Raw genomic sequence first — 13813 nt, 5'->3', positions numbered from 1 at the left:
GGGAGAATGTTTTGAAGAAAAACTATATTACTTGTTTTACTGCAAGTCTATTACTAACGGCTAGTATTTTAGGAGCTTGTTCTAATGAGGAAGGAGCTACTGAAAAAAGTGAAAATGCCGGTAATGTAAAAGCAACGGGAATGCCAATTGTTGAAGAAAAGATTCAAGTGGATGGTTTTGCAGCAAAATTCTTTGCATCGCAAGATTGGAACAAACTTATGCTTTGGGATGAATATGAGAAAATGACGAATATCGAAGTGAACTGGGAAACAACGCAAATTGAGGGATTAGCAGAGAAACGAAATTTAATGCTTGCATCTGGAGATTATCCCGAATTATTTTTTGCTTCAGCATTTTCTAAAACAGATTTAGTAAAATATGGACAACAAGGTGTATTCTTACCGATAAATGACTATATCGATGAATATGCACCAAATTTTAAAAAGATTTTAGAGGAGTATCCATCAGTGAAACAAGGAGTAACGATGGCGGATGGAAATATTTATGGTTTCCCTACATTTTACGATCCGAAATTTGAATCACTTCGCGCAAATACACCGTGGATAAGGAAAGATTGGCTCGATAAATTGGGACTGGAGGAACCTGAAACTACAGATGAATTGTACGAAGTATTAAAAGCGTTTAAAGAACAAGATCCGAATGGTAATGGACAAGCCGATGAGCTTGGATGGGGCAGTGGCTATGGCATTAGTGAATTCATTGCTTATTTGCGCGGAACATATGGTTTAAACAAACAAGGATCTATGAATTTAAACCTCGACTTTAAAGAAGGTACGGAAGAATTTCGTTTTATTCCAACTACGGATGAATACAAGGAATTGCTTACATTCTTGAACAAACTATATACAGAAGGTTTAATCAACCAAGATGTTTTCACAACTGAACCGCATGTGTTTGCTGCAGAAGCATCTAAAGGGAATTTTGGTATGCTGAGCGAAGTAGACCCGGCAGAATTATACAAACTTGACGGTTACATTGGTGTACCGGTCTTAGAAGGGCCTACTGGAGAACGTGCTTATAATACAGTTTCGAATGGTCTTGGAAATCTGGGGATGTTCGTATTGACCGATAAGGCAAAAAACCCAGAAGCAATGGTTCGTTGGATGGATTATTTTTATGGAGAAGAAGGTTCTAAGATGTTCTTCATGGGGTTTGAAGGTGTAACATATGAAGAGGATGATGCTGGAAATTTCAAGTATTTAGATACGATTACAAACAATCCGAATGGTTTAAATATGGACCAAGCAATAAGTGAATATTTGACTTGGCCAGGAGGATATTATCCTGGAGTGGTTAGACAAAAGTTTTTCCAAGGTGCAGAAGGTAAAGAAAATTCAATCCTAAACGCTGAGAAGGCTCGTCCTTATCGTATAAAAGATGAAGATATTCTTCCAGGGTTGAACTATACAATGGATGAAACGGAAAAAGTTAGTGCAATTATGACAGATGTACAAACATATATTGATGAAATGACAGCTGCTTTTATTACTGGAAAACAAGACTTTAGTAAATGGGATGACTACAAGAAAACACTTGATAAAATGGGAATACAAGAGTATCTTGAGCTGGCACAAGGAGCTTACGATCGATCAACAAAAGAAAAGTAAAATAAATTATACTCATACAATGGTTTTCCTTTGTATGAGTTTTACCCTTTAAGGGAGGTAGTTTGATTGGACTTAAATGGATGGAAAGGAAAGCTCTATGAGTTCGTAGAGTTTGTGACTATGCTAGCAGTATTACAGCTGATGTGGATTGGGTTAACACTGCTTGGTCTTGTGTTCTTTGGAATATCACCAGCTACTGTAGGGCTATTCGTAGTAATGAGAAAAAGATTGCAAGGCCAGGATCACTTACGATCACTAATGAGACATTATTGGGCAACGTATAAAATAGAGTTCATCGCTTCAAATAAGATTGGAGTCATTTTGATAGGCATTGGCTATTTTCTCACAATTAATTTAAAAATTACTTTAACGATGAACGAGAACTATGGTTTCTTCATGTTGACGTTGATCGTCATGATTACGATTTTGTACATAGTGATGGTGATGAACATATTTCAAGTATTTGCACATTATGAACTTCCATTTGCTCGTTATTTTTCAACATCTCTCTTACTTAGTATTTCATTTCCACTCCAAATAATCGGATCTATTATAGGACTCTATATTCTATATCGGATTTTTTTATTCATACCGGGCCTTCTTCCATTTTTCGGAGTGAGTTTAACTGTTCTGTTTCTTACTTGGATGTCATCCCAAATCTTCCGACTTAAAGGTGAATCGGATGGAACATTACAGATAGAGGAAACTAAGAAAACAAAAAAGCTAATTATGGAGAGTACCTTACCATGAAGAGTATGTATTTAATTAACGCAACAATTGTTCTTGAACAATCGGTTTTACAAAATGGATTTGTGCATATTGAAGGAGAAAAAATAAAGTCTGTTGGGAAAATGGTAGATTGCCCACCTATTATTGGGGAAATAGTTATTGATTGTATTGACAATCAATACGTTATACCTGGAATGATTGATATACATGTGCATGGAGCTGGCGGATTTGACTTTATGGACTCCAAGCAAGAAGCTTTTGAAGGTATTGCAAAAGCACTTGCTAAAGAAGGGACGACCTCTTATCTTGCAACAACGATGACAAATCCAATCTCACAAATTAGTGATGTGCTTAAGAATCTCGCCAGCTACAAAGAAAATAATAGTGAAACTGGTGTAGCAGAAATGATAGGCATTCATTTGGAAGGGCCCTTTATAAACAAAGATCAAAAAGGAGCCCAACCGGAACATGATATCCTCCCTCCAAATGTTACTCTGTTCAAAGAATGGCAGAAGCTATCAAGAGACGCAATTAAAATTATTACATTTGCTCCTGAATTAGATGTAGATTTTGAGCTACTAAAGGAACTGAAAAAAATGGAAATTATTCCATCGATGGGACATACGAATGCATCTTACGATGAAGCTGTACAAGCTATTACTCATGGAATAACGCACTCGACACACTTATTTAATGGGATGAAAGGGTTGCATCATCGTGATCCAGGAGTCGTAGGTGGAGCTCTTCTACATGATGAGGTTTATGTTGAAGTAATTCCAGATGGTATTCATTTTCACCCTGATTTATTGAAACTTGTAGTTAGAATGAAGGGGCTAGAACGGATTTTGGTCATTACTGACGGAATACGGGCAAAAGGGATGGCAGATGGTATTTATGATTTAGGTGGACAGAAAGTGACAGTTAGTGATGAAAAATGTACGTTAACGTCTACCGGTTCGCTTGCAGGTAGTATTGTAACAATGAATAATGCAAGGATGAATCTGGCTAAATGGCTAGGACTGTCGATACAGGAACAATTACAGATAACATCAGTGAACCAAGCTAAACGTTTAGGCCTATTTAATAGAAAAGGATCCATTCAGGCTGGAAAAGATGCTGACATCGTAATTCTCGGTATGAATGGAGAAATCGTGTTTACGATTTGTAGAGGCGCTATTGCTTTCCAATGTAAAGATGCATTCAAATGATGTAAAAATTTCTGAATTGATGATATATTGAAATTGTGAAGACGTACGAAGAAGGATGAATATAATATGAAACCGTTAGATCAAGGAAGTATTATACCGCTATATCATCAATTGAAGCAACGCTTAGACGCCCGCATTCGAGCAGGTGAATGGAAGCCTGGTGATAAAATTGATTCGGAAAATCGTTTGATGGACTTGTTTCAAGTAAGTAGAAATACGGCGAAGAAAGCGATTGAAGAATTAGTTCAGGAAGGAACACTTTATCGAGTTCAAGGGAAAGGGACCTTCGTCTCCAAACCTAAATTTGAACAGTCTCTAGGAGGATTTTATAGTTTTAGTAGAGTGTTACAAGAAAAAGGTCTTCATCCTACGGACCAAGTGCTTGAAGTAAAGGAAGTTGAACCTTCTGCTACTGTAAGAGAAGGATTGCAGCTTCCAGTAGGTGAAAGTGTAGTTGAAATGAAGCGATTACGTTTGGCAGACGGGGAGCCTATCATTCTTGAATCATCGTTTATGCCAAAGTCAGTTGTTCAAGATATGTCGGTTTTGTATGAAGTAGGAACTTCATCACTCTATGATTTATTGGCTGAACGTTATAACGTGACTGTTGTTCGTGCGAAAGAAGCATTCGAGCCTGTTTTAATTAGAGAAGAGGAAAGTGTTCTTCTTAAGACGAAAGTAGGAAAGCCTGCGTTGTTATTGGAGCGAACAGCATATGACACGAACGACCAACCAGTCGAGTTTTGTATATCAATTGTAAGAGGAGATCGCTGCAGATTTTACACAGATCTATATTAAACTCATAGAAATTTCTATGAGTTTTAAAATAGATTAAGTTGTACCAACAACCCACTAACGAGAGGAGTGGTTTTATGCCACTAGTTACAACGAAAGAAATGTTAGAAGACGCTTATAACAATCACTATGCTATTGGAGCATTCGGTGCGCACAATTTAGAAATTATTAAAGCAGTAATCGCGGGTGCTGAAGCAATAGGTTCACCGGTTATCCTGCAAACCACATCCAGTACATACAAATACGTGGAGATGCCTTATATGATTGCGATGGCTAAGGTTGCTGCTGAACAAGCAAAAGTACCTGTAGCTTTGCATCTTGATCATGGAGAATCATTTAACGTAGTTATGGAATGTTTACGAGCGGGGTATACATCCATCATGATTGACGGCTCTAAGCTTTCATTAGAAGACAATATCGCACTTGTACGCAAAGTAACAGATGCAGCAAGTCCTATTGGAGTCCCTGTAGAAGCAGAACTAGGAACGATAGGTGGAGTGGAAGATGACTTTGTACTTGACGAGAGTCTAGCTCTTTTAACTGATCCACTAATGGCAGAACGATTTGTGCGTGAAACAGGGATTGATTCGTTTGCACCTGCATTTGGAACTGCGCATGGTAATTACAAAAAAGAACCTAAACTACAATTTGACTTACTAGAAAGAATTCAAGAATTGACTAATATTCCACTCGTTATGCACGGAGCATCAGGAGTTCCAGAAGAAAGTGTACGAAAATCATTGGATTATGGTATAGCAAAAGTGAATTTCTCTACGGAATTAAAAGATTTATTCGCAGAGGAAGTTCGAGCCTTTTTCAAAGAAAATCCACATGAAAATGACCCTCGTAAATATTTCATTCCTGCAAGAGAGGCATTAATAGAGTTAGTTAAAAGAAAGATTAAGATATTACAAAAATGATTACAACTATTACATTAAATGCTGCAATCGATCAAGTGTATGAAGTTGAAAAATTGGCAGTTGGAGGTACGAATCGCGTTTCTGCTATTACTCAGGAGGCTGGTGGTAAAGGGATTAATGTCGCAAAGGTTCTCCAATATTCAGGTGCAAAGGTAGATGCTGGTGGATTTGCAGGGGGCATTAATGGAGAGAGAATTCGACAGCTATTGGAAAAGCGGTCTATTTCAAGTGAACTTATTCCAGTTAGTGGTGAAAGCCGAATCTGTTTAACAGTGCTAGATTCAACGATTCGTGAAGTGACAGAACTTCTTGAAAGTGGACCAGAGATATCCAAAGTGGAATGGCAATCAATGCTTGATTGGGTACGACAGAAATCTAAACAAGTAAAGTGGTTTGCGCTGTCTGGTAGCTTACCGAAAGGATTACCATCAACTGCATATGCAGAACTTATTGAAATTATAAATGCTAACGGTGGGAAAGTGATACTCGATTCTAGCGGTGACGCTTTACGATTCGGAATTAAAGCAAAGCCTTTTGCAATAAAACCGAATGAACATGAAATTGCAGCAATTCTAAGCAAAAATACTTTAACTGAAGATGATTTGCTTGAAGCAGGAAATCGTTTTGTTAATGAAGGAATCGAACATGTTTGCTTCACATTAGGTGGAGAAGGAGCAATTTTCGTCAACCAAACTGGATATTTTAAAATAGATGCACCTTCGATTGATGTCGTCAATACTGTAGGCAGTGGAGATGCATTCGTTGGTGGTCTGCTATATGGATTAGCTCATAATGAAGAGATTAGTATTGCCTATAAACGAGCAATAGCGTGCGGATCAGTTAATGCGATGTATCAGTCAATTGGTTTTATAGATTTGGAGCAAGTGGAAGCATTAATGAAACAAATTACGATTAATAAAATTAAAGATAGATAGGGGTATGAAAACTATGCATACTTATAATGAAATCATCGGACAGGCGGACCAACTTCAAAAGACACTTGAACTAGTGGAGAATTTAAAAATCGAACATGAGAATGTAGACTATGTCCTATTCACAGGATGTGGAACATCATATTACTTAGCGGCTTCAGCTGCTAAATATTATCAAACAGTAACAGGACAATTTGCTTCTGCAGTTCCTGCTTCTGAATTATTCCTTCATACATCGACGACGATTGTGCCAGGAAAAAAATATCTTGTTGTTGGGATATCTAGATCAGGAACTACATCCGAAATTCTTATCGCACTCAATCATTTGAAAGACCAAGCAGATATCCGTACACTGGCAGTTACATGTAATGGAGATACACCTATGGCCACTGCAGCTGATCAAGTTCTTTCACTTGACCATATTAAAGAGAAAAGTGTTGTTATGACACAGTCATTTTCCAATATGCTGTTTGCTCTCCAAGTTTTCGCGGCAAAGCAAACAAGTTCTACTCAAAATTTGAATGAACTAAAACAAATTCCGAAGTTGGTAGAGACAGCTTTAACATTCGAAGTTTTAACAAAAGGTGTAGCAGAGGATTTATCGAAAAAACGCTTTATTTTCCTTGGATCAGGTTCTTATAACGGTTTAGCGAAAGAAGCAACGCTGAAATTAAAAGAAATGACACAAACAGAATGCGAAAGTTATTCAAGTTTGGAATTTAGACACGGTCCAATATCTATCGTAGATGATTCTACAGTAGTTGTTTTATTGACTCAACTTGAGACCGAAGACTATGACCAACAACTTGTTAAGGACATTCAAAAGCTTGGTGGATACGTACTTGCTATTGGACCGATACCTCAAGAGTTTGTAGCAGATCACATTATTGAATTGACGGATAAAATAAGTGATAGGAACCGACATGCTATTTATGTTCCATATCTTCAATTACTTGCACATCAACGCGCGGTGCATTTAGGATTTAATCCAGATAAGCCACGAAATCTTACACAAGTTGTTAAATTGTCATAATCGGAAGGTGAGTATAAATGGAGTACATTCTCGCTGCAGATATCGGAGGCACAAAACTTGCGACGGCTCTATTTATAAAGGATGGAACAGTTGCAAAAGTTAACGAAATACGAAGTGAAAAAAATGATGGTGAAATTCTGTTTCAGTCATTAGTTGATTCATTCAAGTCTATTTGTGTGAATGAACGGGTGAATTTAGATGATATTAAAGGAATAGCAGTCGGAATACCAGGAATTGTTGATACAGAAAAAGGAATAGCAGTCTTTCAGAATAATTTACCTTGGAGAGACTTCCCATTGGCAGAAAGACTCGCTAATGAGTTTCCTAAATCCAAGATTGTCATAGACAATGATGTATATATGGCAACATGGGGGGAATATACAAATCGTGGATTTTCTTCGGAAACCTTGGTATATGTAACACTGAGTACAGGTATTTCATGCTGTTCGATTCATCAAGGGGCGTTTTTACGAGGAGCTGGAATGGCAGGAGAAATTGGATTTAGCTTGACGGATACTTCAGAAACAACGCTTGAATCACTAGTTTCTGGTCCTGCACTGGAATTAAAAGGACGAAAAAAATTCGGTAATACCGAATTAACATTGAAAGAAATGATGGAGTATTATTATCAAGGCGATAGCCATATTCTATCAATCGTAAATGAAGCAGTTACTGCATTAGCAAAGGAAGTATATCATATTATCGTATTTTCAGATCCTCATTGTATCGTTCTTGGTGGTGGGATTTTCAATCATCACCCAGAACTTATCGAATTGGTTCGAAAAGAGGTTAGACAGTATCTTCGTCATCCTTTATTAAAAGGTAAAGAAGAACGTATTCAAGCAAGTGCATATAAGGGAGAAGCGGGATTACGTGGTGCAGCTTCAACCGTAATAAAATAGAGAATATGAATAAGAACGTACCCTCGTCTAAATAGTATTAGACGAGGGTACTTTTGTAGAGTCCGCATTTTATTACTTGTTGACCGTATAGAAAAATTTGTGTCCGGATAAAAAGAATTGTGACCGGATAGAAAATTTACTGACCAGATACACAAAAATGTGATCGGATAAAATAATTTCTGACCGTTCAATTAATTTTATAAAAAACCTACATAATGATTAAATGTGTTGGTTATTGATACATATTACTTAATACTATTGATTGTTTAGCTTTTTGTGGTTGATATAATGGAATTAAAGAGAAATGTAAGCGCTTATTTTTCCTTTACTAATAAGAATATAGAGTGGAGGATGAATTAGGATGGGAAGATTAGATGGTAAAGTAGCAATTATTACTGGTGCAGCAAGAGGTATGGGAGAATCACACTCTCGTGTCTTTATTGAAGAAGGAGCAAAAGTGATTTTAACAGATTTAAATGAAGAAGCTGGATCAGCTCTTGCCAAAGAATTAGGTTCAAATGCATTATTTGTTAAACATGATGCGACAAGTGCAGAGTCTTGGGAAAAAGTAATTGAAGAAGCGAAAGCCGCATTTGGTAATATAACTATATTGGTAAATAACGCTGGAGTTCTTGGACCAATTGCCAAAACTGCGGAATTAGATGAACAAGAATATTTAAAAGTATGTTCTATTAACCAACATAGTATTTTCCTAGGCATGAAAACAGTAATTCCATCTATGCTGGAAGCGGGAATTGGATCAATCGTGAACATTTCATCCATTGCTGGAATTGTAGCAAATTATGGTTTCCCAAGCATTGCTTACGTTGCAAGTAAAGCAGCAGTAAGAGGTATGACAAAAGGGACTGCAATCGAATATGGTCCAAATAATATCCGTGTTAATTCTGTTCACCCTGGATTTATCAACACTCCAATGATGGTTGAGGCAACTGATGAGTCGGGTGGAAACGCATTAAAAGATATTCCATTAGGACGTCTAGCGGAGGCAAAAGAAGTTTCCAATTTAGTATTATTCTTAGCTTCTGATGAATCCTCTTATATTACAGGTGCTGAACATTTAGTAGATGCTGGTATGCTGGCACATTAATAAATTTAATACAAATTATTAAAATAAAGTCTATTTAAGGTGAAAAAAATCCTTGAATAGGCTTTATTTATTCACTATCATTTTCTTGCTGTATGTCATCGAATTAATTATAGTTTTTATTAAGAGACAAAAAGGAGGAGGATTAAATTGATCACTGATATTGAAAAGGATAAAAGAGTGAGAAGAAGTAGAAGACTCTTAAAAGAAGCATTTATATCTTTAGTTACTGAAAAAGGATATAAGAGTGTAACCGTAAAGGATATCATCAATAAGGCAGATTATAATAGAACTACCTTCTATGCTCATTTTAGTAGTAAAGAAGAATTAACAGAAGTATTAGTTACTGAAATGATTGAAGGTCTGGAAGAAGCCCTACTCGAACCATATCAAGAGAAAAATTTATTGCAGTTTGGATCTCTTAAACCCTCCTCCTTGAAGCTATTTGAGTATATTGAGGGAAATTCTCGCTTCTTTAATTTGTTATTAAAGGATGACACCATTCCCAATCTCCAAGATAAAGTGATCTACATGATTTTTAACCTATTTAAAGATGAAATTACTTTTTTAAGTGATTTAAATACAGAAGCTAATACGGAAAATTTCGCGACCTATAGAACCTATGGTATTTTTGGCATTATATTAATGTGGATAAAGTCTGGTTACATCCAATCACCTGAGGAACTATCCAGACAACTGATTGTTATCCTCAATTCCTATACACATGGTGTCCGTAAGAATAAATAGAAAATATTCTGATAGTTTTATAGATTTTCATTGACATCAAGCATGAAGAAACACAAACTATGGATAAAGAACAAGGGGGCAATGAAATGAAGAAACTTCTATTAACAGGTTTTGAACCTTTTTTATCCTTTACGGTGAATCCAACGATGCGTATTGTAGAGGAACTAAATGGGCAGCATATTGGTGAATATGAAATATATGGCAGAGTACTGACTGTAGATTTCGCCTCTTCAGGAAAAGAGCTGCTTGCACATATAGAAGAAATCGATCCAGATGCAGTCATCTCATTAGGACTAGCAGGAGGAAGATACAAAATCACCCCAGAGCGTATTGCTATAAACGTAAAAGATGGAGCAGCAGACAACGAAGGGCATACACCAATAGATGAATCTATTCAAATGGAAGGAGAGCCAGGGTACTTTTCCACTTTGCCTATTCGCCAAATGGTAAACAAACTACTGGAAGAAGGACTACCAGTATCCATCTCCAACACAGCAGGTACCTATCTTTGCAACAATGTTATGTATGAAGGCTTGCACTACGCAAAAACAAATAAACCTGACATGCCAGCAGGCTTCATCCATATTCCTGCATCGCACGAGCTCGCTATTCAGCATGGAAAGATTCCAAGTTGGTCTCATGCAGATTTGAAAAAGAGTATAGAGCTATGTATTGAAGTACTTGGGGAAAACTAAACTGAAAGAGCACTACATGATGGAGAGTTACTCAGTTAAAAAACTATTAAATCGAAAGGAAAATACACATGCTTTCCGTGTACGCCTATTCTCAAGAATATATAAATGAATGTCGTTTAAAAGTGGATATACAGTTAAAAACCTACGAGAACTTAATAACAACGGCAAAAAAACAAGCCGGAAATAGTAATGTTGAGCTGAAATCTGCAATTGAATCTTTTGAACCGAATTTCTTTAATAATATGGTGTTAGTTGTAGATAACTATTTTAACAATAGAAGTAGAAACCTTGAGAAGAAAGACGGTAATCCATTAAATGAGGTAAGGATGCTCTGTGATTCTATAAAGGAAAATAATTGTATTTTGATTCCAAATAAAACGATTATATACGATCATTCTAAGTCCGTTTTAAAGTATCAAATTGGGGACGAAATTAAATTAAGAAAAGAAGATTTTGTACTTTTATCTAAAGAATTTTTTGCTGAAATTGAAAGTAAATTTATGAGTAAATAAAAAATTATAGGAGTGGAGAAAATGATTACTAAACTAGGCCAAATTATGCTCTATGTAAACAACCAAGAGGAATCCGTTAAATTTTGGACAGAAAAACTAGGATTTATTGTTAAATCTGAAGTAGACAATGGACAAGGAATGAAGTGGTTTGAAATTGCTCCAACTAAAGACGCAGAAACTAGCATTGTCCTTCACAATAAAGAGTTAGTTGCAAAAATGTCACCAGGAGTTAGCTTAGAAACACCATCATTAATGTTCTTCTCAGAAAATCTAGATCAATTATATAAAGACTTTTCGGAAAAGCAAATTACGGTTGGGGAACTTGTGGAAATACCTGAAGGAAAAGTATTTAACTTTGCGGATAATGAGAACAATTACTTTGCAATAATGGAGAAAAAGTAGGAAATACTAAATACTATAAAAAAGAGCACTTAACATGTCGTAAAGTGCTCTTCATCATTTATTTTAGTAAGCTGACCATCCAGCATCGATTGCTATAACTTGTCCGTTTACAAAGCTTGCTTCATCAGAACCTAAGAAGATAGCTAGTTTAGCAATTTCTTCAGGTTGGCCAATACGAGGGTTGATTGCCATACCAAGAGCTTGACGAGATGCTCCTAGTTCGTTGATATTTGTCATTGTTGAACCGATGTTTGTTGCCACGGCACCAGGGGCGAATCCGTTACAACGAATGTTTTTGTCTGCATACATAAATGCAGTGTTTTTAGTTAAGCCCACAACAGCGTGTTTAGATGCAGTATAAGCAGCACCTGCACGAGCGCCGTATAAACCACCAGCAGAAATATTATTTACAAATGTCCCGTGACCTTGTTCAAGGAAGATAGGGATTGCTAAACGCATTGTGCGCATAACGGCAACAGTATTGACTGCAAATACACGTTCCCAACGTTCGTCCGAAATATCCCCAACAGGTTCCATACCATCCATAATACCTGCATTGTTTACTAAAATGTCTAGCTTTCCAAAAGCAGTTTTCGTTTCGTCGAATAAACGTTTTACATCTTCTTCTGATGTTACATTAGTTTGAATAGCAATCGCTTCACCACCAGCTGCTTTAATACCTTCAGCTACAGCAGTTGCTCCTTCTAAATTCATATCAGAAACAACGACTTTTGCTCCTTCTACTGCATAGCCTTCAGCAATTGCTTTCCCCATACCTGATGCAGCACCTGTTACAATCGCAACTTTACCTTCTAGTTTCATAAGAGAATACCTCCTTGAATTTTATTGTACACTTGTTCAATAACTATTATAATAAATAAAAGTAAACGCTTTCAATATGCAAAAATAAGCTAACTGTTCAGTAATGAACAACTTCATAGAAAATTGTTCAATAAGAGGTGAAATAAATTGTCTTCTACCGATATACGAATTGTTAAAACGAAAGAATCCCTTCACGAGGCATTGTTAGAATTACTGAAAGAGAAACCATTAGAGACTATTTCTATTTCTGAAATATGCAGAAAAGCTAAAATCAATCGGGGGACATTCTATTTGCATTACGGCCGGGTGGAAGACTTGTTTGAGGAATACTTCCAAGAAATTATGGAAGACTTAGCAAGCTCATATGAAGAACCATATCGCCATGTACTAGTTCTAAAAACAAGTAGCCTAGATCCATCTACTATTCGAATCTTTCATCATATTGAAAAATACAAGCCCTTTTATAAAATTGTTTTTTCTAAAAACGCACCATTAACCTACTACTATTTATTATTTGAGAAAATAAATTCACTATTACATACAGATAAAGCGGTGAAATTAGAAGAGGGAATCAATATGAATTTAAACAGTGCTTATCAAGCAAATGCCATTATCGGAATCATTATTGAATGGTACAAGGGAGACTTTGAACACAGTGCAAGCTATTTGAACGAGCAGCTCGTAAAGATTTTGAATGTGAAAATGAATATGGAATAGAAGATAGAAACATTCAACTTATGTAGAAACTTTTCTCTAGAAAAAACAAAGAGGAGCAGGTTAATTCCTGACTCCTCTTTTTTATATATAATGTCTTATTTTAATCCTGAAGCTTTCAGTACATTCTTTTTGTACATCTCTTTAACTGCTATAGGCATTTCTTTAGTTGTTTTCCATTCGGCCTGTTCTGTATAAAAAGTTTCCTCTAAACCCTCTGGGAATTTCATCTCATACAGGTCATTTATGCTCTTAACTCTTAAAGCAGCCATAATAGCAAAAAGCTGTACTTTATTTAAGCTAATACCTTTACCATTTATAATCTCTGATATTGTACCAACGCGCATGCCCGTCATCTGAGCTAAGTCTTTTTGAGTGATCCCTCGTTCTTTCAACAAGTCATCTATCTTAATAACAAAGTATGCATCTTCCAGTAAACCAGCCGTATCCATTACTATATCATTCATGGAGCTATGTCCTTGTTCTAATAAATCCTTAACCATTATTTTTTTCATCAGTATCTATCTCCTAAAAATGATTTCGTTATTCCGTGATACATGATAAATGCATGAGTCACAGTTTGTCAATTCACTTTAACCTCATGCTTTAATTGTTCGAGTTCCTTTTCGGCCTTTTAACAGCTACTTTCTAATCATGTCTATTCTACTT

Annotated in this window: 16 protein-coding genes; 14 read left to right on the top strand and 2 right to left on the bottom strand. The window is 36.3% G+C overall.

Annotation, left to right across the window (positions count from 1 at the left end; genetic code table 11):
- Positions 1-11 precede the first annotated feature (11 nt).
- The 13 genes from PGC35_RS18840 to PGC35_RS18780 all read left to right on the top strand — a co-directional run bounded on the left by PGC35_RS18840 (position 12) and on the right by PGC35_RS18780 (position 11608).
- Positions 12-1628 carry an extracellular solute-binding protein gene (locus PGC35_RS18840; RefSeq protein WP_056830390.1) on the top strand — a complete coding sequence of 539 codons (1617 nt, stop codon included), beginning with the start codon at positions 12-14 and terminating at the stop codon, positions 1626-1628.
- Positions 1629-1694: 66 nt separating this feature from the next.
- A complete protein-coding gene (locus PGC35_RS18835; RefSeq protein WP_082460928.1) occupies positions 1695-2378 on the top strand; it encodes a YesL family protein in 684 nt (227 codons plus the stop codon).
- Positions 2375-3565 carry an N-acetylglucosamine-6-phosphate deacetylase gene (nagA, locus tag PGC35_RS18830; RefSeq protein ID WP_375220226.1) on the top strand — a complete coding sequence of 397 codons (1191 nt, stop codon included), beginning with the start codon at positions 2375-2377 and terminating at the stop codon, positions 3563-3565. The genes PGC35_RS18835 and nagA overlap by 4 nt, the downstream gene beginning before the upstream one ends.
- Before the next feature lie 66 nt (positions 3566-3631).
- Positions 3632-4363, top strand: a complete 732-nt coding sequence (locus PGC35_RS18825) for a GntR family transcriptional regulator (RefSeq protein WP_056830394.1) — start codon at positions 3632-3634, stop codon at positions 4361-4363.
- Positions 4364-4437: 74 nt separating this feature from the next.
- The gene (locus PGC35_RS18820; RefSeq protein WP_375220225.1) at positions 4438-5280 is read left to right on the top strand and encodes a class II fructose-bisphosphate aldolase; all 843 of its coding nucleotides are present in this window, start codon (positions 4438-4440) and stop codon (positions 5278-5280) included.
- Positions 5277-6215 (top strand): 1-phosphofructokinase, encoded by a 939-nt coding sequence (pfkB, locus tag PGC35_RS18815; RefSeq protein WP_056830399.1) that lies wholly within the window; start codon positions 5277-5279, stop codon positions 6213-6215. The genes PGC35_RS18820 and pfkB overlap by 4 nt, the downstream gene beginning before the upstream one ends.
- 13 nt (positions 6216-6228) lie before the next feature.
- A complete protein-coding gene (locus tag PGC35_RS18810) occupies positions 6229-7245 on the top strand; it encodes an SIS domain-containing protein (protein WP_375220224.1) in 1017 nt (338 codons plus the stop codon).
- Positions 7246-7262: 17 nt separating this feature from the next.
- Positions 7263-8147 carry an ROK family protein gene (locus PGC35_RS18805; RefSeq protein WP_375220223.1) on the top strand — a complete coding sequence of 295 codons (885 nt, stop codon included), beginning with the start codon at positions 7263-7265 and terminating at the stop codon, positions 8145-8147.
- Positions 8148-8508: 361 nt separating this feature from the next.
- Positions 8509-9255 carry an SDR family NAD(P)-dependent oxidoreductase gene (locus tag PGC35_RS18800; RefSeq protein ID WP_375220222.1) on the top strand — a complete coding sequence of 249 codons (747 nt, stop codon included), beginning with the start codon at positions 8509-8511 and terminating at the stop codon, positions 9253-9255.
- Between the two features lie 147 nt (positions 9256-9402).
- Positions 9403-9999 (top strand): TetR/AcrR family transcriptional regulator, encoded by a 597-nt coding sequence (locus PGC35_RS18795; protein WP_375220221.1) that lies wholly within the window; start codon positions 9403-9405, stop codon positions 9997-9999.
- A gap of 86 nt (positions 10000-10085) precedes the next feature.
- Entirely contained in the window at positions 10086-10694 is a 609-nt protein-coding gene (locus PGC35_RS18790) for a pyroglutamyl-peptidase I (protein ID WP_375220220.1), read from the top strand.
- A 68-nt stretch (positions 10695-10762) separates the two neighbouring features.
- Entirely contained in the window at positions 10763-11206 is a 444-nt protein-coding gene (locus tag PGC35_RS18785; RefSeq protein ID WP_375220219.1) for a hypothetical protein, read from the top strand.
- A 21-nt stretch (positions 11207-11227) separates the two neighbouring features.
- Entirely contained in the window at positions 11228-11608 is a 381-nt protein-coding gene (locus PGC35_RS18780) for a VOC family protein (RefSeq protein WP_375220218.1), read from the top strand.
- Between the two features lie 63 nt (positions 11609-11671).
- Here PGC35_RS18780 and PGC35_RS18775 read toward each other — a convergent pair whose 3' ends face one another.
- Positions 11672-12430 carry an SDR family oxidoreductase gene (locus PGC35_RS18775; protein ID WP_375220217.1) on the bottom strand — a complete coding sequence of 253 codons (759 nt, stop codon included), beginning with the start codon at positions 12428-12430 and terminating at the stop codon, positions 11672-11674.
- A 147-nt stretch (positions 12431-12577) separates the two neighbouring features.
- On the opposite strand from PGC35_RS18775, the gene PGC35_RS18770 reads away from it, so the two are divergent.
- Positions 12578-13147, top strand: a complete 570-nt coding sequence (locus tag PGC35_RS18770) for a TetR/AcrR family transcriptional regulator (protein WP_375220216.1) — start codon at positions 12578-12580, stop codon at positions 13145-13147.
- 95 nt (positions 13148-13242) lie between these two features.
- Here PGC35_RS18770 and PGC35_RS18765 read toward each other — a convergent pair whose 3' ends face one another.
- Positions 13243-13659 (bottom strand): helix-turn-helix transcriptional regulator, encoded by a 417-nt coding sequence (locus PGC35_RS18765; protein ID WP_375220215.1) that lies wholly within the window; start codon positions 13657-13659, stop codon positions 13243-13245.
- Between the last annotated feature and the right edge of the window lie 154 nt (positions 13660-13813).

The organism is Psychrobacillus sp. PGGUH221 (assembly GCF_042055255.1).
Taxonomy (GTDB): Bacteria; Bacillota; Bacilli; order Bacillales_A; family Planococcaceae; genus Psychrobacillus.
Note: the sequence above shows the minus strand (reverse complement) of the source record. Positions and strands in the feature narration are given on the sequence as shown.